General features: G+C 69.6%; 15 protein-coding genes, 1 tRNA gene and 1 pseudogene. 7 read left to right on the top strand and 10 right to left on the bottom strand.

Annotation, left to right across the window (positions count from 1 at the left end):
* Positions 1-40: 40 nt before the first annotated feature.
* Both BLU20_RS05205 and BLU20_RS05200 read right to left on the bottom strand, forming a co-directional pair.
* Positions 41-1,366 (bottom strand): hypothetical protein, encoded by a 1,326-nt coding sequence (locus BLU20_RS05205; protein WP_083371845.1) that lies wholly within the window; start codon positions 1,364-1,366, stop codon positions 41-43.
* Between the two features lie 53 nt (positions 1,367-1,419).
* Positions 1,420-2,046, bottom strand: coding sequence for a GNAT family N-acetyltransferase (locus tag BLU20_RS05200; RefSeq protein ID WP_083371844.1), 627 nt, complete (start codon positions 2,044-2,046; stop codon positions 1,420-1,422).
* Between the two features lie 142 nt (positions 2,047-2,188).
* Here BLU20_RS05200 and BLU20_RS05195 point away from each other — a divergent pair, with 142 nt between their 5' ends.
* Positions 2,189-2,821 carry a 5-formyltetrahydrofolate cyclo-ligase gene (locus tag BLU20_RS05195; protein WP_083371843.1) on the top strand — a complete coding sequence of 211 codons (633 nt, stop codon included), beginning with the start codon at positions 2,189-2,191 and terminating at the stop codon, positions 2,819-2,821.
* Between the two features lie 18 nt (positions 2,822-2,839).
* Here the strand turns inward: BLU20_RS05195 and BLU20_RS05190 are convergent, their stop codons facing one another.
* Positions 2,840-5,497, bottom strand: a complete 2,658-nt coding sequence (locus BLU20_RS05190) for a penicillin acylase family protein (protein ID WP_407946471.1) — start codon at positions 5,495-5,497, stop codon at positions 2,840-2,842.
* A gap of 77 nt (positions 5,498-5,574) precedes the next feature.
* Here BLU20_RS05190 and BLU20_RS05185 point away from each other — a divergent pair, with 77 nt between their 5' ends.
* The 4 genes from BLU20_RS05185 to mscL all read left to right on the top strand — a co-directional run bounded on the left by BLU20_RS05185 (position 5,575) and on the right by mscL (position 7,246).
* Entirely contained in the window at positions 5,575-5,946 is a 372-nt protein-coding gene (locus BLU20_RS05185) for an FmdB family zinc ribbon protein (protein ID WP_083371842.1), read from the top strand.
* A 138-nt stretch (positions 5,947-6,084) separates the two neighbouring features.
* The gene (locus BLU20_RS05180; RefSeq protein WP_083371841.1) at positions 6,085-6,360 is read left to right on the top strand and encodes an SAF domain-containing protein; all 276 of its coding nucleotides are present in this window, start codon (positions 6,085-6,087) and stop codon (positions 6,358-6,360) included.
* 11 nt (positions 6,361-6,371) lie between these two features.
* A complete protein-coding gene (locus tag BLU20_RS05175; RefSeq protein WP_083371840.1) occupies positions 6,372-6,731 on the top strand; it encodes an RcpC/CpaB family pilus assembly protein in 360 nt (119 codons plus the stop codon).
* An 83-nt stretch (positions 6,732-6,814) separates the two neighbouring features.
* The gene (gene mscL, locus BLU20_RS05170) at positions 6,815-7,246 is read left to right on the top strand and encodes a large conductance mechanosensitive channel protein MscL (protein ID WP_029252997.1); all 432 of its coding nucleotides are present in this window, start codon (positions 6,815-6,817) and stop codon (positions 7,244-7,246) included.
* Here mscL and BLU20_RS13715 read toward each other — a convergent pair.
* From BLU20_RS13715 to BLU20_RS05155, 4 genes are all read right to left on the bottom strand, one after another.
* Positions 7,243-7,443 (bottom strand): hypothetical protein, encoded by a 201-nt coding sequence (locus BLU20_RS13715; protein ID WP_157270327.1) that lies wholly within the window; start codon positions 7,441-7,443, stop codon positions 7,243-7,245. The genes mscL and BLU20_RS13715 overlap by 4 nt on opposite strands.
* Positions 7,436-11,539, bottom strand: coding sequence for a hypothetical protein (locus BLU20_RS05165; protein ID WP_083371839.1), 4,104 nt, complete (start codon positions 11,537-11,539; stop codon positions 7,436-7,438). Before BLU20_RS05165 ends, BLU20_RS13715 begins: the two co-directional genes overlap by 8 nt.
* 416 nt (positions 11,540-11,955) lie before the next feature.
* Positions 11,956-14,703 (bottom strand): glycoside hydrolase family 3 protein, encoded by a 2,748-nt coding sequence (locus tag BLU20_RS05160; RefSeq protein WP_083371838.1) that lies wholly within the window; start codon positions 14,701-14,703, stop codon positions 11,956-11,958.
* Positions 14,704-14,710: 7 nt separating this feature from the next.
* Positions 14,711-17,134 carry a glycoside hydrolase family 3 C-terminal domain-containing protein gene (locus BLU20_RS05155; RefSeq protein WP_231959306.1) on the bottom strand — a complete coding sequence of 808 codons (2,424 nt, stop codon included), beginning with the start codon at positions 17,132-17,134 and terminating at the stop codon, positions 14,711-14,713.
* Positions 17,135-17,288: 154 nt separating this feature from the next.
* Here BLU20_RS05155 and BLU20_RS05150 point away from each other — a divergent pair, with 154 nt between their 5' ends.
* A complete protein-coding gene (locus BLU20_RS05150) occupies positions 17,289-17,924 on the top strand; it encodes a TetR/AcrR family transcriptional regulator (protein ID WP_172829022.1) in 636 nt (211 codons plus the stop codon).
* A 329-nt stretch (positions 17,925-18,253) separates the two neighbouring features.
* Here the strand turns inward: BLU20_RS05150 and BLU20_RS13710 are convergent, their stop codons facing one another.
* Both BLU20_RS13710 and BLU20_RS05135 read right to left on the bottom strand, forming a co-directional pair.
* Positions 18,254-22,051 (bottom strand): hypothetical protein, encoded by a 3,798-nt coding sequence (locus BLU20_RS13710; RefSeq protein WP_157270326.1) that lies wholly within the window; start codon positions 22,049-22,051, stop codon positions 18,254-18,256.
* Positions 22,052-22,147: 96 nt separating this feature from the next.
* A pseudogene (locus BLU20_RS05135) lies at positions 22,148-23,330 on the bottom strand (IS3 family transposase).
* 47 nt (positions 23,331-23,377) lie between these two features.
* On the opposite strand from BLU20_RS05135, the gene BLU20_RS13705 reads away from it, so the two are divergent.
* Entirely contained in the window at positions 23,378-23,593 is a 216-nt protein-coding gene (locus BLU20_RS13705; protein ID WP_157270324.1) for a site-specific integrase, read from the top strand.
* Between the two features lie 515 nt (positions 23,594-24,108).
* Here the strand turns inward: BLU20_RS13705 and BLU20_RS05125 are convergent.
* Positions 24,109-24,184 (bottom strand) — tRNA-Arg (locus BLU20_RS05125).
* Between the last annotated feature and the right edge of the window lie 79 nt (positions 24,185-24,263).

Here is a 24,263-nt window from a genome sequence, read left to right as displayed (position 1 = left end):
CTAGGTTAGCACCTGATCGCGACCGGCCGTGAATCCGGCGTCACTGCCCCGCGGCACGGCGGCGAGCCAGGATCTCGTTGAGGTTCAGGCCGAGCGTGTCGGTCGGAGGATCGTCCTGCGTGGCGCCCGCGTCGGCCGTCGGTGTCGACTCCGGGGCAGGCGTCGACGCGGACTCGTCGGGCCGCTCCGCGACCGGGGGGCTGGACGGCGTCGGCAGCGGAGCGGGCTCCCGACGCGGCGCGGCCGCCTTCATCGTGTACGTCGGACGCGGCACCGGGACGGGCTCCCACGGAGCAGCAGGGACGGACTCGGCGTCCGACGAGGACGGCACGGATGGCGCATCGGTCGTCGTGGCGCCGGTCGCCGACGTCGACGGCACGTCCGCATCGCCCGGGGCGGGCGACGGCGGGGCCGTGGGGGCGCCGAGGCGGAAGGAGCCGTACGAGGGACGCTCGTCGCCTCGGGCGGGCTCCTCGTCGGCGGGCTGGGCCGCGCCGCCGCTCGTCTCGGGCGCAGACGCCGCACCGCGGCTCGCCCCCGCCCGCTCGCTTGAGGCAGCGCTCGCGCGCAGCATGTCGGGGGTCACGCGCGGGATCATCTGCGTGGCGACGCCCGACCCGTAGACGGCACGTCCGGTCACGCGGCCCGTGTTGCGCGGCTCGACCGGCCCTCCGGTCACTCCGCGGGCGGCACGCACCGCGGCACGCTCCCGACGTTCGGCGGCCCAGGCGGCGTCGGCGGCGCGGGCCGAGAGGACGGCCCTGCGCCCGAGCACCAGCACACCGGCGAGCAGCACCGTCGGGACGACCCCGGCGACGGCGCTCCAGCCGGCGACCCCGACACCGACCCACGTGCCGATCGTGGCCAGGAGCAGGACGACGGTGATGGTCAGACGGCGGCGCGCGGCCGCGGCGCGGCGCTCCAGGAGCGCGATCCGCGAAGGCGACTGAGGCAGCGCCCGCGTACGGCGCGTGCTCGCGGCGGACGCCGACGTCCCACCGTGCGGCCGGACGGTGCGTGCGGGTGTCGTGCGGTCCGCGCTCTCTGACATGAGGATGTTCCCGTGGCGAGTGGTCGTGGGCAGGTCTTCGCCGAGCGTACTGCCCGTGATCATCGCCCGGGGCGACCCGGACGCCAGTGCAGGGGCCACGACGGACGCTCCTGCGGAGTCGATCCGCGGAAGCCGCGCGCCACCACCGACCGCGAGCACGCGCAGCGAGCCGGAGAACCGGTCCGAGAGGCTGGCGTCGAGCGCATCCTGGCGCGTCGAGAGCCGCTGCGGCACGTAGTAGGCAAGCCACAGCACCACGATGGCGAGTGCGACGAACCCTGACGTGATCACCTCACCGACGGTAGGCGAGGCCACGTCCGCTCATCGGGATGTGTCGCGGCGTGTCGGACGCGACCGTCGCGTATTGGTCACACGCCGCGAGACCGGAGGCGCGCAAGGAGACCGTCGGGCACCTCGTCGGCGGTGATCGCGAAGGTCCGGTGGTCGCGCCAGTCGCCACGGATGTGCAGGTAGCGCTCGCGGAGTCCCTCGTCGCGGAGCCCGAGCTTCTCGACGACGCGCAGGCTCGGCCTGTTCTCGGGCCGGATGTTGACCTCCACGCGGTGCAGCCCGAGCACCGTGAACATGTAGTCGACCGACATCGCCACGGCCGTGGGGATCACGCCGCGTCCGGCGACGTGCTCCCCGATCCAGTAGCCGAGCGCCGCGCCGCGCAACGACCCGTAGGTGATGCCCGAGACCGTGAGCTGCCCGACGAGCTCACCCTCGAGCTCGACGGCGAACGGCAGCGCGGTCCCGGCACGAGCCTGGGCGGTCAGGAGCCGGACGTACTCACCGAAGGTCGGGGCGGTGCCCGGTCCGGTCGGCGACGTCGCCTCCCACTCGTCGAGCCACGCGGCGTTGCGCTCGCGCAGCGCGCTCCACTCGATACCGTCGCGACGACGCAGGGGCCGGAGGACGACACCGCTCAGCTCGTCCGTGAGCGTCACCGGCCAGGGGCGCGAGAGTCCCCACCCACGCGCACCTGCGGTCATCGGTCCACCCTTCTCCCCGGCCCGCGTGTCGGACCGAGAAGGGTGTACCACGTCACACCGCGCCCGCACCACTCGGGGCCGGTCGGTCGCTCCCTGTGGAACCGTTCGCGGTGACCGTGCTCCGTTTGCGATGATGGAACGCATGAGCGGCCCGGCCCAGCCCTATCCCATCCTCCCCGGCAGCGACGTCGAGGAGTCGAAGATCGCGATGCGCCAGGCTGTCCGCGCCGCGCGCGAGATGCGCTCCGACCGGCTTCGGGGCGAGGCGGCGCAGGCGGTGGCGGAGGTCGTCGCCCAGATCCCCGAGGTCGCGGCCGCCCGGTGCGTCGCCAGCTACGCGGCCCGACCGGCCGAGGTCGGGACGGCTCCGTTGCTCGACCTGCTCGCCGCCCGAGGCACGCGGGTCCTGCTGCCCGTCCTCGGGGCCGGGCTCAGCCGGGAGTGGGCCGAGTACGCGGGCCAGGAGGATCTCGCCGTCCGGGCCCCTGGCAGGCCGCCGGAGCCGAGCGGTCCGAGCATGCCCCCCGAGGTTCTCGCCGAGGCGGACGTCGTGCTGGCGCCCGCGCTGGCGGTGGACACCCGGGGGGTCCGGCTGGGCCAGGGCGGCGGCTGGTACGACCGCGCGCTGGAGTACGTGCGACCCGGCGTCAAGACGTTCGCGCTCGTCTACCCCGAGGAGATCTACGACGCCTCCGAGCACCCGCTGCCCGTCGAGGAGCACGACGTCCGCGTCAGCGGCGTCGCCACCCCGCTGGGGTGGCGAGAGCTCGGCTGACGCCTCGACGCGCTCTGCCTACGGGCGGAGGACGAGCGTGTCCTCCGCGCTCTCGTCCCGCGCCTCGGCACTGAACGGCCACGCGAACGTCTCACCGGTCGCCCATGCGTCGAGCTGGTCGTCGTAGTGCGACGACGCCGGGTGCCCCGACGTTCCCGTGACGGTCACCCACGTCGAGCGGTCGAGGTCGTCGAGGTCGACCACCATCCGCATCGACGGTCCCGTCGTGACGTCGAACGACCCCGCGGACGCGTCCCAGCCTATGGCGTTGACGATCGACGTCCCGCCCGGCAGCTCGACGGCGCCCGGGTTGAAGACGCCGGAGATCACGCCGGGGATGTCCTCGCCGCCGAGCACCGGGTGCTGGAGTCGGAGCTGGTGAACCTTGCCCCACTCCCAGTCGTCGGTCCTCTTGCTGAGCTCGGACGTCAGCTCCAGACGCGCGTTCTCGAGGGACTGGCTCAGCACCTCGTCGCGCGTCTCGACGACGCCGAGCGTGGTTCGGTCGTCCCAGAGGGGGTTGGTCGGGTCGTCGAGCAGACCGATCACGACCTGGAGCCACTGGCTCCCGCCCGACGGCCGCATCGACGGTGGCACGTCGTCCCAGAAGGCGAGCTCCAGCACGTCGCTCCACACGGCGTTGAAGTACGCCGCCGCAGCAGAGTCCGTGCCGGTGTGGAAGTCCCAGTCGGCGAGCAGCTCCTGGCCGTCGTCGACGAAGTCGTCGTCGAGCTCCTGCTCCAGGAGCACCGGCACCAGGGTGGCCCCGAACGCGGACCAGTCGTCGAGCTGGATCTCGCTCATCGTCGCCGTGTCGATCTGCCGGCCGGCGTCGATCTCGTTCTGCAGCAAGGTGCGGATCCGCTCGGACCGGTAGCCGTAGGCCCAGTCGTTGGTCAGGAACGGCCCGACGCCTGCGGGCAGGACGGCCTGGTTCGCGGCCACGATGATGCCGTCCTCCGGGTCGAGGACGGACGGCATGTCGTCGGAGTCGACGTATCCCTGCCAGTCGTAGTCGCTGTCCCATCCGGGCCGTGGCCAGGACCCGTCGCTCGGCACCGCACCGTCGACGTCGTTGCGCACCGGGATGCTCCCGGGCGCCTGGTAGCCAATGTGGCCGTCCGTCGTCGCGAACACGATGTTCTGCGCGGGCACCTCGAAGAGCGCCGCAGCGTCCCGGATGTCGTCGGCGTCCTGGGCACGGTCGAACGCGAAGATCGCGTCGGCGGTGTTGCCCGGGGTCAGCGCGGTCCACTGCAGGGCGACCGAGTAGGAGCCGAGGCGCAGGTCGTCGTGCGGCGTCGAGGTCGCGGACTCGAGCTCGGGCAGGGCGTCGGACATCAGCGGGCCGTGGACCGTGGACCGGACCTCGATCACGAGGTCGTCCCCGCCGTTGACGACGATCGTCTCCTTGCGGACGTCGATCGGCTCCCACTCGCCGTCGCGCAGGTAGGTGTCGGAGCGGACCCGCTCCACGAAGAAGTCCGTGACGTCGGCGCCCATGTTGGTCAGACCCCACGCAAGGTCGCCGTTGTGGCCGATGATCACGCCGGGGAACCCGGCGAACGAGAAGCCGGAGACGTCGAACGTGCAGTCCGGCGTCTGCTCGGCGCAGTGCAGGCCGATCTGCGACCAGATGCTGGGCGCGCCCAGCGCGAGGTGCGGGTCGTTGGCCAGCAGCGGCATCCCGCTCTCGGTGTGCTCGCCGGAGACGACCCACGAGTTCGACCCGGACGCGTCGCCCCGGCCCACGAGGACGGGGACGGCGTCGAGGGCGGCCTCGGCGGAGGCGATGGCGGCGTCGAGCCCCTCGGTCCCGAGGTCGTCGCCGAGTCCCTCGGCCGAGACGGTCGCGGCCGGGGTCCCGCTGATCTCGTCGGCCGTGAGGATCGGCTGGTTGGTCTCCTCGGGGTACGCCGGGAAGAGCTCCTCGACGACGGCGACGTTGTTCTCGACGTTGTCACTGGTCCCGAGGGTGGTGTACGCGAGCGCCCGGCCGAGCTCGTCGTCGTAATTGCCGCGCAGGTCCCACGCCATCGCCTTGAGCCAGGCGACGGAGTCGATCGGGTCCCAGCGCTCGGGGTCCTCGACCGTGACGGACTGGCCGAGCACCGTGTACTCGACGGCGAGCTCACCCGGGTCGCGCTCGTCGAGGTAGGCGTTGACGCCGTCGGCGTAGGCCTGCAGGTAGGTCTTGGTGTCGTCCGCCAGGAGGTCCCACTCCTGCTCGGCGACCGCGCGCCAGCCGAAGGTCCGGGTCACGGTGTCGGCCTGGATCGCGGAGGGGACGTTCCCGACGAGCTCGGCCATCCGGCCCGAGGTCACGTGGCGGCGGTAGTCCATCTCGAAGAACCGGTCCTGGGCGTGGACGTAGCCCTGGGCCCGGAAGAGGTCGAGGTCGGTCTGGGCGGTGATGTCCGGGACGCCCTGCGCGTCGCGCGTGACGGTGACCGACTCGCTCAGCCCCGGGAGGTTGACCTCACCGTTGACGTCCGGCAGCGGACGGCGCAGCGACACGACGGCGAAGACGGTCACCACCACGAGGGCGAGGACGAGGAGGATCGCGATCGCCGCGACGATGCGGCGCGTCACGGGTGACGTGCGGCGAATCGGGGCGGGAGGCTCCGAGGCGTCGACGTCGACGGCTGGCTCAGGGGACGGAACGCTGTCAGACACGTGGCTGAGACTACCTTGGCGACGACGCCCTATGATGAGCACTCGGGATTCCGGAGTGCCAGATTTCAGGAGAGTTCGTGCCTACCTACGCCTATCGCTGCAGCGAGTGCGACCACGCGTTCGACGTCCATCAGTCTTTTGCCGAGGACTCGCTCACGGTCTGCCCCGAGTGCTCGGGCGTGTTGCGCAAGGTCTTCTCCCCCGTGGGTGTGACCTTCAAGGGTTCCGGGTTCTACCGCACCGACTCCCGCAAGTCCTCCGGGTCGAGCTCGGTCTCGTCGAGCAGTGCGCCGGCGAGCTCCACCTCGGGTTCCTCGTCCTCCGGGTCGTCGTCCTCGGGCGGCTCGTCGTCGGGTTCGTCGTCGAGCTCCGGCGGCTCGTCCTCGGGGAGCTCGTCGAGTGGCTCGTCGAGCAGCTCGAGCGCCGGGTCGTCCGCGGCCTCCGCCTAGCGGCCGACGTCGTTTTCGGGCAGCTCCGGCGCAGATCCGGGGCGCCCGCTCCGTCCACAGAAGTCCTCCGCGCCGCCCGCGTCCACACCGAGCCGTGGGTCCGCCGAGAGATCCACGGCCCCGACCTAGCGTGCTCGGGTGCACTCTCTTCGACTGACGCTCTGGCGCCTCCGGTTCGTCGTGGCGGCGATCTGTGCGGGGCTCGGCGTCCTCGTCCTGGCCCACGCGCTCCGACCACCGCCCGTTCCGACGACGGAGGTCGTCGTCGCGGTGCGTGACCTCGCCCCCGGCGGCGTGCTGACCGCGGACGACGTCGAGCTCGCCACGAGGCAGGCCTCGACGGTCCCCCCGACCCACTCCGCGGCGCGGACGGGCTGGACGAGGCGGTCGGGCGGGAGACCGCCGTCCTGCTGACCCCCGGCCAGGTGCTCACCAAGGCGCTGGTCGGTGCCGGACGCCCCGCGGACCTGGCACCCGAGGACACGGTCGTCGTCCCCGTCCGGCTGCCCGACACGGCCGAGATGCTCCACGCAGGTGACCGGGTCGACCTCCTCGCGCCACCCGAGCCGGACGTCCTCGGCGCGGGCACCGACGACCCGGAAGACACCGAGGTCCTCGCTCGCGGAGCCCTCGTCCTTCCGCGGACCACCGACCTGGGCGCGTCCGGGAGCGGACTCCTGAGCTCGACCCCCGAGACCACGACGACGCTGCTGGTCGCGGTCTCCCCCGCCGAGGCACCGGCGCTCGCGACCGCGTCCCGGCTGGCTGCCGTCTTCGTCCCCTGAGCCGGGGATCGCGCAGCGCGTGCACCATCCCCGCGTTCGGGAGACGATCGGCCGAGCATCAGCTCACCGAAGGGAATCGGACCGTGATCAACGGATTCAAGGAATTCATCCTCCGCGGCAACGCGGTCGACCTCGCCGTCGGCGTCGTCATCGGCGCTGCGTTCGGGGCCGTCGTGACCGCGATCGTCGACTATCTCGTCAACCCGCTGATCGCCGCGATCTTCGGCAAGCCCGACCTCTCCGACCTGTGGGACATCACCCTGCGCGAGGGTGCCACCATCCAGGTCGGGATGATCCTGAACGCGTTCCTGCAGTTCTTCCTGGTCGCGCTCGCCGTCTACTTCGTCATCGTGGCGCCGATGAACGCCCTCGCCGCCCGACGGGCCGCGCTCAAGGACCCGGTGCCCGAGGAGATCTCGGACGAGGTGTCGACGCTGCGGGAGATCCGCGACATCCTCTCCGACGCGCGGGGCACGGAGCCCCGACACCGCGAGGACCCCGCGGCGACCGACTAGCCCCAGTGCGGCGGGACGTCCCGGCGCAGGCGTGCGTCGTTGGCGTCGTCCGGTCTTTCACTCGGCTCAGGCACGTCGTCCGACGTGGACCCGCCCCCGCCGGACGTCTCCGTCCCGGGCCGGACCACGCGGCGGCGCCTCCTCGGGGGTGTGCCGCCGTCGGACGCGCCCGTCGCACCCTCGGGCGACTCAGTCATTCGACGGGACCTCGAAGTCCAAGGTCTCCTCGACGATCGTGTCGTCCACGACCACGGGCACCGGCGCGCTCGTCGGCGCCGCCGTCACAGCAGGTGCGGGCACGCGCGCGTCCCGCGCCCGCTCCACGACGCGACGGATGCGCTCGGCCTCCTTGCCCGGGTCGAGGAAGGCCGCGGCCGACCAGACCTGGACGACGGACCAGCCGAGGGACTCGAGCCGCTCCCCCACGAGGCGGTCGCGCGCACGGACGCTCGACTCCGCGACGTAGGCGGCGTCGTCGGTCAGGACGGCGACCAGCAGCTCGCCGGGCAGGTCCGGGTGCCCGACGACCAGCGGGATGCTGCGCCCGCCGTCGATGCCGTAGTCGGTCTCGACGATCAGCCCCTCGCGCCACAGCCGGTCGGCGAGGTCGACGACGAGACGGTCGGGGCCGCTCGACGGTCCGCCCGTCCCGAGCGTCACCTGGTCCTGCGCGCCGTTGCGGCGCTCCATGAGCACGAGGACCTCGCGCAGCAGGCGAGAGCCGGCGCTGCGCAGGCGCTCGGGCTCGAGGTCTGACGACTCGAGACAGGTCACGAGGTGCAGGTGCGAGCGGGCCGCGACCAGCGACCCGAGGAGCATCGCGTCACCACCGGGTTCCGCGATCTGCCCGAAGCGGTGCAGGACGCGACCATGCGGCGTTCGGCCGAGACCGAGGCTCAGCACGATCCGGTCCCGCTCGAGCGAGGCGACGTCCGGGAGCCCTGCCACGACCACCGGCTCGGGCCGTGAGCCGGCGAAGAACGGCGCGAGAGCCGGGTTCGCACGTACCTCGGAGAGCAACGACTCCCGGATGCGGTCGGCGTGCAGCGCCGTCCCCGCGATGATGCCGAACGTCTCGTCCGGGCGCGTCAGGGCGTGGTCGATCGCGATCTCGACGACCCGCTCGACCTCGGCCTGCGTGGTCTCGACGATGCCGGACCGCTGGTCCGGCATGCCGCGACCGTCCACGAGATCGCGGACGAGCAGCGTGTCGGGGCGAGGCAGCGGGGCGACCTGGAGGACGCCGTCGTAGCCGTGGTCGGTCAGGAACTGCGTCAGCCCGGGGTCGCGCCGCGACGGACGCGGCTCGAGCCGCACCACGGGCAGGACGTCGCTGAGCTCGGCGACCGCGCTGCCGGAGGCGGTGCGTGGGTCGCCGACGACGACGATCTGGCGGCCGCGCGCCAGGGCGGAGACGACGAGCTCGACCGGCGTGTGCTGGACGGAGTCGAGGATGACCACGTCGACGGTCCGGCTCGCCGGGGCGATGTGCGGCACGAGCGTCGGGGTCGCGACGATGCAGGGCCGCAGCCGGCGCATCACGTGCGGATAGGTCTCCGTGGAGATCCGGACGCTGGTGAGCCGGCCCTCGATCAGCTCGGTGAACAGGGCCTCGGCCTCGTCGCGGTAATCCCGCATCGCCTCACCCAGGTACTCGCGGGCCGCCGCGCGGACGGGCCCGGAGAGCGACTCGACGTGCCGGCGGTCGAGCGTGCGGAACCTCTCGGCGAGCGCGTCGAGCCCTGTGGAGTCCTGACCCGCGAGCGCCGGGTCCTGGTCGAGGATCTGCTCGAACACGGAGCTCCACCAGGCGAGCTCGAGCTCGTGGCCGACGACGTCGGTCGAGACCTCGCGCGCGGCCAGGTCGGCCAGGAGGTCGCCCAGGCCCGAGTCGCCGACGCCGCGCAGGATCGCGGTGCGCTGCGGCAGGTGGTCGAGTGCGGCGCGGTCGGCGAGCAGTGCGTTCAGCCGGGTGGCGAGCTCGTCCAGCCGCATGCCGGTCAGGTCGGACCCGCCACGGGTGCCGGCGAGCACCGGTGCGAGCTCGTCGAGGTCGATCCGGACGGCCTCGGCGGTGTCCTCGATCGAGGCGAGTCCCGCGGGCAGGACGGGCCAGCCTCCGCGGGGGCAGTGCTGCTGCCAGACGGCACGCTGGGCGGCAACCTGGGTCAGGGCCGTGTGCATGTCGGGCACCCGGACACCGGGCCGCACCATGTCGCGGGCCTGCTTGCGCAGCCGGCGGCGGTGCGTCCAGCTCATCTCGATCCCGGCGTCGGCGCGCTGCCGGCGGGACGCGGTGGCGTGCACCATGTCGGCGGCGGCCCGCTCGAAGATCTCGGGCAGGAATACGTCGAGGGTCCCCCGCATGCCGCCGAGCATCGTGAGCTGGGCGGACCAGTCGTCGAGCGTGACGGCGGGCTCGAGCCCCGTCGAGGCGGCCACCTGGGCCACCTGGGCGCGCAGCTGCGGCACGGTCTGGTTCACGAGCCGCTCGAGGCGTTGGACCGCCGAGCGGGCGGCCTCGTCGGTGGTGAGCTCGGCACCGGCCCAGGGCGTGTCCCGGGCCTCGGCCGTGAACGCCCCGAGGGACGCGGCGCGCTCGAGCTGACGGGTGATCTCTTCGCGGCGCTCCCGTCCGACGGCGAGGGTCACCGCCGGCTTGAGGCGCACCTGCGTGGACGGTGCAGGGCGTGCCGACGTGACGGCCGCGAGCCCCTGGAGCGCGTCGTAGGCCGAGACCTGCCACGGCTCACGGACGACGTGCAGCGCCTCGATGTACTGCGCGAGCCGGCTGCGCGCGCCGAGCAGTGCGTCCTGGGCCTGCTCCGTCTCCTCCGTGACGGGAGGCTCCGCCTCGGTCGCCATCGCGGAGAGCAGGCGCTGCGAGACGACGGCGCGCCAGTCCGGCGAGGCCGGGACGTCGAGCACGAGGTTGTCGAGGCCGAGCTCGGCCAGCCGGGCGTCGAGCAGGTCGGCGGACCTGCGGTGCCCGGGCACGTAGAGCACGCTGCGCCCGGAGGCCGCGGCCTCGGCGACGATCGCGGCCACGGTCCCCGCGACGTCGGAGCCCGCCGGGGCGTCGACGAAGAGGTGGGATCCCGTTCCGAGGGTGTCGAGGACGTGACGCTGGCTCGGGTCGAGGTCACCGGCACCGCGCTCCTGCGCGGGAGTGACGTCCCCGTCCCGTCGGGGCGGGACCGACGCGAGCGTCGTGCGCGTGGCCTCGGCCGAGCCCGCGATGGCTCCGACCACCTCGTGCCGCTCGAGACCGGAGACGAGCTCGTCGAGGTCGTCGACGAGCATCTGTCCCGGGTGCACGAACGCACCGACGAGGACGCGGGGGGTGAGCTCGAAGTCGCCGAGCACGGCCTCGCCGAGCGCTGCCAGGCGTTCGAGGGCGTCGTCGGGCTCGAACCCGGAGGGGGTGAAGGTGCTGCGGGCGAGGGCACCCGGGTCGAGGAGCGCCCCGTGCGACCGCAGGGTGCGGGCGAGCAGCGGGTTGATCTCGGCGGTCGGTTCGAGGACGAGCTCGAAGTCCCGCTCGTCGGCTCCGAGCGGGCGCACCGTGATGGGCCGCAGCAGCACGGGGGCCCGCACGACGTTTGCCTCCGGCCCGGGCCCGTCCTCGTCGAGCTCCTCGCCCGCGGAGTCCGCCGGACCGGACGGCACGGCGACCTCTGCCGCACCGGACGGGACCCTCGAATCGTCCGTGGCGACGTCGGACGCGGTCTCCGGCGCGGAGCCGTCGACGCCGTCCGTCGTGGGTGCGCCGTCGTCGGGCTGCGCCGGGGAGGCCTCCCCCGTCCGGTGCGTGACCTGCGCCAGCGCGATGACGTCGTCCGTCTGCGAGGTCGGGTCCTGCGCCTCCCAGGTGGCCACTCCCATCGCGAGATAGGTGGCCGGGACCCCGTAGCGCTGCCCGTACTCGCCGGAGCGTGCGACGACGGCGCGTGCTCGACGGCGTGCGACCGGGAGCAGCCCCCCGGCCTCGCGGAAGATGTTCGACAGTCGCGTGGGGCGTCCGGCAAAGAGCTGGGCGACGCCCGAGGGGTGCGCACCCGTCAGATCCATGACGGCGTCGCCGAGGACCTCGACGTCGGCGAGCGACGATCCGCCCGCGTGCTCCACGAGGGACGAGCGCCAGGTCGCGACGACGGAGCGCACGAGCTCGGCGTCCGTGGGGTCGTCGACGATCTGCGGGCGCGAATCCTCGCCGCTCGGCCCGTCACGCCCGTCGGCGCGGGAGAGCTCGGCCAGTGTTCTGGGTCCGGAGGACGACCACGCTGCATTCACCCACAGAACGCTAACGGGCGGGGGTGCCCGGCGGGACACGGCACGCCGTACGGGGTGGGGTCCAGGCCTACGTCACCGACGTGCGATGGAAAAGCGTCCGGACATGAAAAGACGGTACGAACCGCGCAGGGGGCAGGCGGTCCGTACCGTCGAGATAAATAGTGCACTGTCGAGGACCCCTGCGTCAAACTCGACCACTATCCGGCGAGATTCCGTTGAGATGTCGCGGCCCAGCGGGTGCACAAGCAACACGGACAGCCGTCCAACTCAGGAATGCCCAAACGCCGGAGCGCGGATCCTCCAGGAGAAATTCACCCGCTCTGCCGAAACACTCCGCGTCCGGGCGCGCGCACGCCGGCGCCCCGGACCCTCGCGCGGAGAGTCCGGGGCGCCGGCGCGTGCCAGGCTGCGCCCGGTCAGTCCGTCGCCGAGGTGCTGAGCACGGCGTACAGCGCGGTGTGGACGCGGTCGCGCAGGCCCTCGCCCACCCCGACCGGGTCCTCGTCGTAGGCCTCCTCGGTCGCGTCGATCGTGGTGTGCGCGAACGGCGCCAGCATCAGGTCGTTGCCGTTCCGGACCGCGAGCGCCGGGTCCATCCAGCCACCGAGGACGGCGTCGGTCGAGACCACCCCGTCGAAGCCCCACTCGCCGCGGAGCACCTCCTGGAGCAGCTGCTCGTTGCCACCGGCCCAGCTGCCGCCGATGTTGATGAACGAGCTCATCGCACCCGTCGGGTCGCTGTCCTTGACGGCGATCTCGAAGGGCTGGAGGTAGACCTCGCGGAACGCCTGCTCGTCGACGAACACGTTCAGGCCGGTGCGCGCGTTGACCTCCTGGTCGTTGAGCGCGAAGTGCTTGATGAACGTCAGCACGCCCTGGTCCTGCGCGCCGTTGACCATCCCGGCCGCCATCTGCCCGGAGATCACGGGGTCCTCCGAGTAGTACTCGAAGTCGCGACCGCCGAACGCGGAGCGGTGCAGGTTCATCCCCGGGGCGTACCAGCCCTGGACGTCGTAGGCGTTGGCCTCGGTGCCGACCGACTCACCGACCGCGTAGGCGAGGTCGTCGTTCCAGGTGGAGGCGATGACGATCTCGGTCGGGTACGACGCCGCCTCGATCGAGCTGAACAGGGAGTTCAGGCCGGCGGGGCTGTCGAGGAGCACGGCCGACGGAACGCCGAGGCGCTCGACCTCGGCCGTCAGGTACGCACCCTGGGAGAAGATCTGGATCTGCTCGTCGAGCGTGAGCTGGTCGAGGAACAGGTCCCAGGCCGGATCGTCGTAGTCGAGACCCTCGAGGTCGGCGAACATGAGGCCGTTGTCGGCGCCCGTCGTCGGAGCCTCGCCCTCGGCGGGCTCGATCGTCGGGTCCATCCGCTCGAGGACCTCGTCCGAGGCGGTGAAGTCCATGTCGTCGGCGTCGGGGTACGTGCCCTCCCAGTCGTCGCGCGACAGGTAGGTCAGGTCGCCCTCGGCGTACTCGAAGCGGTTCTCGAGGCTCTCCCCGGTGTCGGCGTCGGTGTCGTAGCGGACGTCCTCGCCGACCTCGGTGGTGAACTCGGCGACGGCGTCGTGCACGTCGTTCGAGACGCTGATGACGTAGTCACCGGCCTCGAGCAGGTAGCCGCCGCCGTTCTCGGAGTCCCACGAGGCCATGTCCCGCGTGTCGAACGTGACGGTGACCGTCTCGGAGTCGCCCGGCTCGAGCATCGAGGTCTTGGCGTAGCCCGCGAGCTCGATCGCCGACTTCTCGATCCCGCCCGGCGTGTAGGGGGCGGAGAAGTAGACCTGCACGACGTCCTTGCCCGCGACGTCGCCGTCGTTGGTCACGTCGACGTCGACGCTGATCTCCTCGTCGGTGACGACCGGGTCGGCCGCGTCCCACGTGAAGTCGGTGTAGCTCAGCCCGTGGCCGAAGGGGTACTGGACGGCCGCGTCGTAGCCCGCCTCGTCGTCGACGTACCGGGTCTCGTAGTAGCGGTACCCGACGTAGATGCCCTCGTTGTAGTTGAGGAACCCGCGGTCGGCGTTGTCGTACGTGAAGTCCCCGAACGTCTCCGTCGACGGCGCGGAGGTCACGTCGTAGGCGTAGGTGTCGGTCAGGTGCCCGGACGGGTTGACGTCGCCGTTGAGCACCTTGGCGAGCGAGACCGCACCCTGCGGTCCTGGAGTCCCGATCCAGAGGGCGGACTTGATCTGCGGGTACTCGTCGAGGAAGCCGAGCTCCATCTGGTTGCCCGAGTTCACGACGACGACCACGTCGTCGAAGTGCTCCGTCACCACGTCGAGGAGCGCGATCTGGTTGTCCACCAGCCGCAGCTGCTCGGCGGTCATGTCCGAGCCCTCCACGCCGTCGTTGCCGACCACGATCATCGCGGTGTCCGAGAACTCCTGCGCCTGCGCCAGGACGTCGTCGGTGAGGTAGTCGGGCTCGGGCTCGGCCGACTCGTCACCACCGACGAGGCTCCCGACGATCTGCACGAACCCGTTCGACGAGCCCGAGACGGACTCGGCGCCGGCGTCCTCCATCGTCGCGTAGAGCTCGGAGTTGTACTCGACACCGACCTGGTCCATCGCCTCGTAGAGGGTGGGCGCCGTCGACAGGTTGCTGCCGCCGCTGCCGCCGCCGCCGAGCCGCAGGTTGAACGACTCGAAGCTGAAGACGTTGATGCGGGGCTCGGCCAGCGGGAGCACTGCGTCCTCGTTCTTGAGGAGCACGATCCCCTCGTCGGCGACGTTCTCGGAGACGACGGCCGCGTTCTCGCGGGCGGCGACGCCCTCGGCCGTCTCGGTGTCGAACTCCATCGAGGTCAGCCGTGTCAGGTCGCTGACCCACGGCGCGGCGAGCGCACCGATCGCGACGACGGCCACGCCGGTCACGCCCCACCCGACCGCGCGGCGCGGGCGGTGGCTCACCTTGCGGTAGACGCGCTCGCGGCGCTTGTCCTCGCGCCGCTCGCCGCGCGTCATGGTGCTGCGGCGCTCCTTGCGCTCGGCCTTGGCCGCCTTCTCGGCGTCCTTCGCCCTCTGCTTGTCCTCCGCCTTCGCGACCTTGCGGTCCTCGGGCGTCATCGCCTCGAGCTCGGCCTTGCGCTCACGCCGCGCGGCGCGCTCGGCGTCGACGCGGGCGACCGCCTCACTCTTGATCTCTCGTCGTGTTGCCATGTCGCGATCAGCCCTCCTGCGGTGCTGTCGTTGTCTCCGTTGATCGTGCACGTGCGGCCCGTCGACGGGCCCTCCATGCGGTGGCAAGGAGCCGGAGCCCGTGCCAGAAGCGCCCGTTGACCATGACCAGCAGGCCGTCGAGCATCGCCTCGTCCACCTTTCCGGCGCTCATCCGAGAGACGGAGCGGAACGGCAGATCGAGTGCGAAGTGTGTGTTGTTGGCGGCGTGGGGCCGCCCGATCGCCATGAGGAGCTTCCCCGCGACGACGATCGTCCCGTGCAGCAGACCGGCGAACCCGCCGCGTCCCTCGGCCTGCGCGACGATGTCCTGACGACCCAGCGGACGTCCGGCCGGCCAGCGCGGAGACGGGACGGCGCGTCCGAGCAGCCGCTCGAACTCCGCGGTGCCCACGGACTCGACGTGCCCGTCGACGTAGTGGTCGAGGCCCTCGGGCGCGTCGAGCGAGGATCCGCGGACTACCAGCGGTGCGCTCGCGCGCACGTCCCGCGACGACGACGCCGCGAGCACCGTGTAGTCGCCGCCGACCGTCCGCCACGCGGAGGTCTCGGGGTCGAAGACGTCGAACGCGTGCTCGGCGAAGGGAATCTCGAGGCGCACGCTCTCACCCGGGGCGAGCTCCGCCGTCGTGAAGCCCGCAAGCTCACGCGGCGCGCGGAACCGGCCGTCCGCCGCCCCCGGCGCCTCGACGTAGACCTGCACGACCTCTGTGCCCGCAGCGTCTCCGGCGTTGGTCACCGTCAGACGTGCGTGCGAGGCGTCGACCTCGAGGTCGGAGTAGACGAAGGAGGTGTAGCTCAGCCCGTGCCCGAAGGGGTACCGGACCGGCATGCCGACCTTGTCGTAGTAGCGGTACCCGACGTAGATGCTCTCGCGGTGCTCGGCCGTCGCCTCGGTCTGCCCGAAGTCGACGGAGGACGGGACGTCGGTGTACGTCAGCGGGTACGTCTCGGCGAGCTTACCCGCGGGGTTCGCACGGCCCGTCAGCAGATCTGCGACCGCCTGACCACCGCCCTGGCCCGCCAGGTAGGTGTGCAGGATCGCGTCCACGTGGGGCGCGAACGGCATCTCGACCGGCGCTCCCCCGGCGAGCACGACGACGACGCGCCGGCCCAGGTCGACGATCTTGCGGGCGAGCAGCATCTGGTTGTGCGCGAGGCGCATGTGCGCGCGGTCGACGCCCTCGGCCTCGGCCGACTCGTCGAGCCCGAGGAAGAGCACGACGGTGTCGGCGTCCGCGGCCAGGCGCAGTGCACGGCGCAGACGGACCGGCGACGGCGCGTCCCGCCGGGTGAACCCCGGCTCGTAGCCGACGATGTCCAGGTCGGAGCGTCGGAGCGCATCGAGCGCCGTGTCGACGCGGGTCGGGTTGACGAGCGAGCTGCCGGCGCCCTGGTACCGCGGGACGGCGGCGAACTCGCCGATCACGGCGACCCGCCCGGCGTCCTGCCCGAGGGGCAGTGCGTCCCGCTCGTTGCGCAGCAGGACGGCGGAGCGCCGCGCCGCCTCGACCGCGAGCGCGTGGTGACCGTCGTGGTCGGCCCCGGCTGCGTCGTCGTGCGCCGCTCGCACCGCCGCGGTCCGCTCGACGAGCGTCAGCACCTCGGCGACGCGACGGTCCAGCACGGCCTCGTCCAGGGTGCCGGCCTCGACGGCTCGGACGATCTCTGCGTCGGTGACGCCGTCGGTGGACGGCATCTCGAGCGCGTTGCCCGCCACGAGACCGGCGACGCGGTCGTTGTTGCCGCCCCAGTCCGTGACCACCAGCCCGTCGAAGCCCCAGCGCTCACGGAGCACGTCGTGCAGCAGCGCGCGGTTCTCATTGGCGTACGTGCCGTTGACCCGGTTGTACGAGCTCATCACGGTCCACGGCTCGGCGTCCGTGACGGCGATGCGGAAGCCCTCGAGGTAGATCTCGTGCAGGGCTCGCACGTCGACCACCTCGTCGACGCTCATGCGGTGGGTCTCCTGGGAGTTGACCGCGAAGTGCTTGACACTTGCGCCGACGCCCCGCGACTGGATCCCCGCGACCATGGCCGCCGCGAGGCGACCGGTGAGCAGCGGGTCCTCGGAGAAGTACTCGAAGTTGCGGCCGCCCAGCGGGTTGCGCTTGATGTTCATCCCCGGCCCGAGCAGCACGCTGACCCGCTCCGCGGCGGCCTCGGTGCCGAGTGCTAGCCCGACCCGCTCGAGGAGGGTGACGTCCCAGCTGCCGGCGAGCGTGGCCGCCGTCGGGAAGCACGTGGCCGGAATGCTGGCGTTGAGGCCGAGATGGTCGGCGGCTCCGCCCTGCTTGCGCAGCCCGTGCGGTCCGTCCGTGAGCATGATCGACGGAACTCCGAGGCGGTCGAGCGACTTCGTGTTCCAGAAGTTCGCGCCCGACATCAGGGAGGCCTTCTCGGCGAGAGTCATCTCGGCGACGATTCGCTCGTGATTGTCTGCGGTCTGCATCGATCGCTACCCTTGATCAAGTTCCACCGGGTGGTGGAAGTTAACACCAGCGTAACAAACATCCACCATGTGGTGGAACTTGGTGGGCACAGTTCCACCCAGAGAGAGGATCGCCGTGGGGGACAACGAGGGAACCGACGCACGCACCGAGGGCTACGCCACCGGTCGCGCGACCAAGCAGTCGATCGTCGAGCGCGCCGCAGAGGCGTTCGGGGAACGCGGCTTCTACGGCACGTCGCTGCGCAGCATCGCGCGAGAGGCCGGCGTCGACCACTCGACGCTGCTCCACCACTTCGGCAACAAGACGGCCCTGCTGCTCGCCGTCATCGAGTGGCACGACACGCGCAGCCTGCCGTCCTTCGACACCGCGGACATCACGCCGGAGTTCATCGCGAACGCGATCGTCAGCACCGCCGAGCGCAACCGCAGCGTCCCGGGGCTGACCCAGCTGCTCTCGATCCTCACCGCCGAGGCCGCGTCACCCGAGCACCCCGCGCGCGAGCCGCTCCAGCACCGCCACGAGCTGCTGACCGTGCTCATCGCCTGGACCATCGGCCGCCAGCGCACGGCGCTCGACATCACCGACGACCCGATGACACCCGAGGAGCGCGCCGCGTTCATCGTCGCGACCTGGGACGGCCTGCACCTCTACGACGGGCTGCACCCCGGCGCGCTCGACGTCCCGGGGCTGCTGCGGGGCATGCTGACCGAGGCGTTCGGTCTCGACCGCGGCGCGCCGGGCGGATCCTGAGAGCATCCCCGCACCGGGCGGAGCTGATGGTGCGCCTGGGCAGATTCGAACGGCCGACACCCGCTTTGGGAGAGCCTTCTACCTTCTATTCGGTCCACTTTCGTCATCTGTAACTATCTGCGGTTGCCCAAGGGGTGCGTCCTCAGCCGATCGTAGTTGACGGCTGTTTCGCCTGATTCTTCGCGACCTCGTGTGGATGGCAGGACCTAGGCTCGCGGAGAGACACCGTTGCAACGCATTCTTCACGGGTCAAGCGCAGCGAGGCCGCGTGCGCCCCACCGGTCTTCGTGTTCGATCGTGGCGATGTGAGCAAATACTCGACGGCGAAACTACCAATCAAGGCCCTGGTGACGTCGCTCGGCCGACCGGTCCTCGCGTCGCGCGCTAGACTCGTACGAGTCGGCAAGACGGTTGAGCATATTCCTTGCGCGTGGCGAGGCTCCCACCTGCACCGCCTGCCTCCGGAGCACCTCAGCGGCCTCCCACTCCTGTGTCCCGCCCTCAAGAATCGATCGTGTGGAGATCCCGCGCTTGTTGTAGAAGCCCACCTCAACCCCACGCTCGACTGCGTCTGAATGCAGGTCCTCGACGATCTGGAGAACGACAGGGTGGATTGCTGAACCGCCTGTTCCCGCCGGGGCTTGGGCAAGCACCTGGCCGAGCTGATGCTCGCCAACTCTGCTGCGCCCCACAGCAACGAGCTGTTCACGGGCGTCACGAATCCATTCGCCGAGAACCTCACCGTCGAGATCACCTTCAGGCGACCCACCTGGGCATTGCCGAAGAGAGTGCAGCACTTCGTAGGCGCGAATCGCGATGGAACGTTGACGCTCGGAGCCGTCCCCTTCCGCAGTGCGATCGCTGGAGCCCGACTTATCGTCCTCGCGATATGCAAGCGTCACCAGCTCGACGAAGAAGCTTGGATCCTCGAGCATCGCTCGGTGTAGCGACGGGGCGTCGGCGTCGAAGCCAAGCGCCGGGAAGTACTGAAACTCGAGCCCTACGACACGCGCCTCGCCCAAGTCTTCTCGACAGTTCGCCAGAATGGCGAATAGTCGCTGGAAGTGGTAGTTATCGAGGTGACCGAAACTTTCCTCACCCTGAGACTCTTCAAGCAACGCTTCGAGACCCGAGGCAACGAGTTCTGCGACCGCCTTGTCCGATTCTTCAGGGTGCGAGTACAGTCCAATCATGTCCAATGCCGCAGCAGCCCGGCCCGCAGCAATCAGGTTTCGGGAGGCCTCCTCGACGCCAGCAAAGTGCTTACCCAGGCCGAAGTAGTTGAACTCGCTCCAATAGATGGCCTCAACCTCGGCGCCAAGTTCGGTCAATGCAGACCAGGCTTGCTCAGGCTGGCGCGCATACAGAAGTATCCGCGCCTTGCCCCGCGGATCGGGGGTCTGATCGATCAGCTCATTGCGGAGTTCCAGGTCGCCGCCGCTCAGGCGGCGCACGAAGTAGCCTTCCGCTACGGCACGGCGAGAGCCTGCCTCGTCGCTAATCCAGCCAAGGAGTTCCCGGTCTAGTTCTGGAGGCTCGTTCGCAAGCGCGCTTCCGACGAAGTACGGGGCATCGACCTTAGTCGCCAACCGCTCGACAGCGTCGATTCCGCCGTTGGTTTGTACCTCGTGGATCGCAGTTGTGCGTCGTCGAGCAACTTCGGCCTCGTACGCTGAAAAATCATCGCGTCGCTTGAAGTCACCGAGCGTCACCCAATCGGAATCGAATAGCCAAGCTGACCGCGCCACGGGATCCATTGGAGCCAGCACCGTACACGCTTCGTCCAGGGCCGCGAGCTCTTCGGTAGACAACGCCCACCCGGCGTCTTCGTACTCACGGTGGTTCGAAATCTTGTCGCGGAGCGCATTCCAGACTTCAGTCGTCTGCGCTTCGCCGTCCTGCCTGCCCGCAAACTCGATCATCTTCTTGACGAACAACGATCGGTGTGCAGGCGACATGCGATCGATTTTGCCAAGAACCTCGATGTAGTCATGGGCATTGTCCGTTAGGTTCTCAAGAACCAGATCTGCGGCCCGCCCCACGGTCTCCACAAGCTGGCCTCTAGTCACCTGTTGCGGGATCTTCCAGCCTCGAAAGCGCGGCCCGGGATGCGCTATTTGCGTTTCGTGTGTATCCGGGATCAGGCCCAAGAGAAGACGAGTACAAAGTTGGGGGTGCTTTGCCACGATGCGTTCCATTGCCCGCAGGCGGAGCTCGATTCCCGCTGCCGTGTTGGGATTCCAAGCGCTCAGAATGCCGAGCAGACTTGCTGACGGCCTGTTCGACAGTTTTCCGCCGGGATCGAGATCTGCAAGCGCGGCCAGTACCTCCACAGCATCGTTGAGGTGGTCGGGAGACCACGCGACGATCTCAAGCGCCCACAACACAGCGGTGTGCGGAGAGCTGTTTCCGAAGCCGAATGGACCACTGTCAGCGTCCCGAAACATCGCCGAATGAAGCTTGGATTCGCCGTCCAGGCCTACGCGCATTGCCTCTAAGAACTCGCCTGGAGCCGCCTCAGCGAGAAGCGAGAGCACATCTGACAGGGAACTCCATTGTGAATATGACTCGTCCGCGTTGGCGCTCGCAAACAAGGTGCGAACAATGGAGCGCGCCCAGAGCTCACCACTCTCCTCTTGCGGACCGAGGAGCATGTTGGTTGCGGCCGCAATGGCGAGGGTTTCCGCTAGACCCCTCCGTATCGTCGATGAGTACCGTCGCCGAATGCCGCGGATCCCCGCCGTCCACCTCTTGTCGGTGTCGAGGGCGAGCACCGGGTCGGGCTCAGACAGAACGTCCAAGACGGCATCAGACACCGACTGGAGATCACTCGGCGAAAGCGATCGCCCAAGTAGCGCCCACGCATCCTCAATGGCCAGGACGAACCAAACACTGTCCACGCGTGCCAAGAATGGAATGTCTTCGCCCTCTAGGAGACCCAGGAGCTGCTCCTCAACTTGTTCGTACGGTGCTCCTAGCAACCGCGCGACAACCTTTTGGTCTCCCTCAGTGCCACCGTTCCAGGAGCCCAAAAGAAGCGTGCGCCTCCGAATGGCGTCAGGACTCGTCGCCCACCGCGGGGTGAGTGTTTCCGGGTGCACTGCGATGGCCCGGCGGAGCGCGAGCAAGCTTCTGCGGGCCAGGGTCTTGAGTTTCGCCGCGGCATCGCCGTGGAGCCCTGCTTGCTCGAGCCGAGCATGCACCTCCGAGCTGGTGACTCGCGGCACTTCAATGTCGGACTCGCCGCCGCGCGGAACGGCCACGACGAACTGATGCCTTTCACTCGTCGCGACATCGCGTGCGATGGCAGGGTCGTCCAACACGAAAATGAGAGGTTCATTCAATGCCGCCAGTCGAGCAAGAGTTGCTGCGTCTGTGACGACCACCGACCGGGCGAGAATGTGGTCAGCATCCGCTGATTCGTTCTGTAGCGCGGACGCGACAAAAGCCCGAAACTCATCTGCGCGGAGGTCGCCATCAAGTCGTGTCCAGGATAAGCCGGTCTGAAGCCGGTCGAGAAGTTGCCTTGCCGAGGCTTCCCGCCCAGACAGCACCAGCTGTGCGTCCAGGTGAGGCACGGTCGATGGAAGCCAAGCACGATCCCACCAAGTCGTGAGCGATCGAACACCGTCCGTAACCTTGCCGACCTGTTCCGCGAGCCACACAGTCGTAGCCGGCGCTTGCTCAAGCCAGGCATCGATTCGGTCGAGGTTGTATCCCTCGACTTTGCGCCAGCGTCGCTCTGCAGACTTTTCCACTGACCAAGACCGCGACTTCGACCAGGTGTCAAGTAGCACCTCGATATATGTGGCGTCGGAGGCGGACACCTCACCCGGTCCAACGAGTCGCTTCTCGTAGTCTTCGTTTGCCTTGCGCTGCCCCCCGCCTACGGAGAGCTCCCAAACCGAAGTGCCTGCCGGCACGAATGCCGTCTCCTCGCTCGCCGTCACGACACCGTCAAAGCCTCCTACGGCAGTTCCGGACCCGCCTGGCATGTCAATGCGCGTCAGGCCCTTCCCGGTCTCCGCTATCAGGCGCCTCACGAGAAGCGGGAAAGTGGTGTCGAAGCCCGCAGTAGCAGCAGCGGCTCTCAGGTCATCTCGGTCGATCGGCGGCCACGCACTCATGGCCTCACCCTAGATCAGAAGGCGTTTAATGAGTCGGGCCCCGTGCCGTCCAGACCGATTCCATGGGACTGCTGCACGGATAGGTGACAGCGGCTGTCAGGCAGCGAGTGCGACCTGAGTGGTGATGATGGCTTTGTACTCGATGGGGGGTCAAGCGTACGAGACGGGCGTGGCGGTGGCGCCCGTGGTAGGTGCGATCGATCCAGGTGATGATCGCGATGCGCAGGTCTTCGAGGGTGGTCCAGCGACGGCGGTTCAGGACGTTCTTCTGAAGCATTGCGAAGAAGGACTCCATGGCCGCGTTGTCGCTGGCGGAGGCGACCTGCCCCATGGGCCCACTCAGGTCATGGCGGCACAGCGCGGCCAGGAATCGTCGGCTTCGAGATTGACCGCCCTTGTCGCTTTGGACGATACAGCCGGCCCCGTGCGGACCTCGACGGCCGCCTGGCGACGGCGCTCGCCCGCGCTCGCAGGGCCAGCGAGGACTTCATGCGGTCGTTGCTGGAGTAGCCCACGATCGGGTTGAAGTAGACGTCCTTGATCGCGCACACGTAGGCCTTGCCCTCCGCCGTGGGACGCTCGGTGATGTCGGTCAGCCACAGCTCGTTCGGCGTCGAGGCGGTGAAGTCGCGCCGGACGAGGTCGTCGTGCGCCGGCAGGCCGGGCTTCTTGCCGCCTGTGGCCCCTCGCTTCTTGCCGAACACGCTCCGCCAGCGCCCGTCCCGGCAGGCCCGGCCCATCGTGCGGTCACACGCCCGGTGGCCGTCCTCGCGAGCCTCGTCGGCCAGCAGCCTGTACCCGAATTCGAGGGCATCGGCGTGAGCGTCGAACAAGGCGTTGACCAGGTGCACCCCGGAGAGCTCGCGGTGGCTGACCGGTGCGGCGAGCCACCGGTAGTAGGGCTGTCAAGCGAGGTTCAGGAAGCGGCACGTCACGGCGACGGGGATCCCGTCGGCGGCGAGCTCTCAGACCAGCGGGTGCATTACTCTCCCGGCCGGTGCGCCTCCGACGGATACGCCGCCGCGCGGCGCAATACCTCGATCTCCTGCTCCAGCAGGCAGTTGCGGCACCGCAGCTCACGCAGCCTGACCGACTCCGGGGCCGCCACGTCGGGCTTGGCGCCGTCGGCGACGTTGGCCTGGTGGATCAAGTTGCGCAGGCACGACTCGAAGATGCCAAAGTCCTTCGCGACCTGCTCGATCGGAGTCTCGCCCTGGCGGGCGATCGCCACGAAGTCATCGCAGAACTCCATGGCGTGGGGTCTGGGTACGGGACACATCCTTCCAGCAGCAGCCGAAGGCACCACGGGTCTGGTGTCATCTATCCGTGCAGCAGTCCCTCCTGACCCCCATCCAAGTCGAGCGCCTCGCCGCACATGCTCACGGCCACTCCGACGCGGTGATGTTCCTCGCATACTCGGGCCTCCGGAACTCCGAGTGGTTCAGACTCAAGGTGAAGCTCGTGTCGATCAAGTACGGAACCGTGAAAACCGCACCGGTCCTCGACGCTGCACGATCCAAGTTCGAGGGCAGGACGTGCTGAAAGGCACCGAAGGGCAAGAAGTATCGGACGATTCGGGTCATGCCGTTCCTCACTGGGATGCACAGGGAGCGCATTCAGGGCAAGGATGGCGACGCACCGGTATTCCCGTCCCGTGCTGGCACCCACATCGGAAACCGCAATATCAGGCGCGACGTCCTGAAGCCAGATTCGACATGCGCGGGATTCACCTTCGAGGTTAAGCCGAACCTACTGCGCCACACGGCCGCGAGCATCAACAATACGGAGGGTGCTACACCCGGCGCAGTGCGCAAGTACCTCAGCACAAGAGGACCTCGACGACCATGGACATCTACGTGGGGCCGTTCACGGACGAAACGGATCGGATCGGAGCGAAGCTCGGGGCCATGCGCGCGAAGGCACAGAAGACGCCGCGAAGCGAGCGCGCCAGCGGGCTTACGAGGCGACCGGTCTGAACGGACTGTGGATGGAGACGCGTACCCACTGACCTCAGGCCTGGTAGATCACCACATATTCGCATCTAACAGGCCCTTTCCTGGTGCGCCTGGGCAGATTCGAACTGCCGACACCCGCTTTAGGAGAGCGGTGCTCTATCCCCTGAGCTACAGGCGCGTGGGCGGCACCGTGACGCCACCCAGTCGTGCGGCCCGCAGGGTCGAGCCGCGGGACAGCCTACCGGGTGGCGGACGGC

Source organism: Paraoerskovia marina, from assembly GCF_900105445.1.
GTDB classification, from domain to species: Bacteria; Actinomycetota; Actinomycetes; order Actinomycetales; family Cellulomonadaceae; genus Paraoerskovia; species Paraoerskovia marina.
The sequence above is the reverse complement of the archived record's forward strand: the minus strand, read 5'-3'. Positions and strand labels throughout refer to the sequence as shown.

Bases quoted from the DNA above. Each gene is read 5' to 3' on its own strand.
- BLU20_RS05200 (WP_083371844.1), bottom strand. From the start codon at position 2,046: ATGACCGCAGGTGCGCGTGGGTGGGGACTCTCGCGCCCCTGGCCGGTG.
- BLU20_RS05195 (WP_083371843.1), top strand. From the start codon at position 2,189: ATGAGCGGCCCGGCCCAGCCCTATCCCATCCTCCCCGGCAGCGACGTC.
- BLU20_RS13715 (WP_157270327.1), bottom strand. From the start codon at position 7,443: ATGACTGAGTCGCCCGAGGGTGCGACGGGCGCGTCCGACGGCGGCACA.
- BLU20_RS05160 (WP_083371838.1), bottom strand. From the start codon at position 14,703: ATGGCAACACGACGAGAGATCAAGAGTGAGGCGGTCGCCCGCGTCGAC.
- BLU20_RS05155 (WP_231959306.1), bottom strand. From the start codon at position 17,134: ATGACTCTCGCCGAGAAGGCCTCCCTGATGTCGGGCGCGAACTTCTGG.
- BLU20_RS13710 (WP_157270326.1), bottom strand. From the start codon at position 22,051: ATGAGTGCGTGGCCGCCGATCGACCGAGATGACCTGAGAGCCGCTGCT.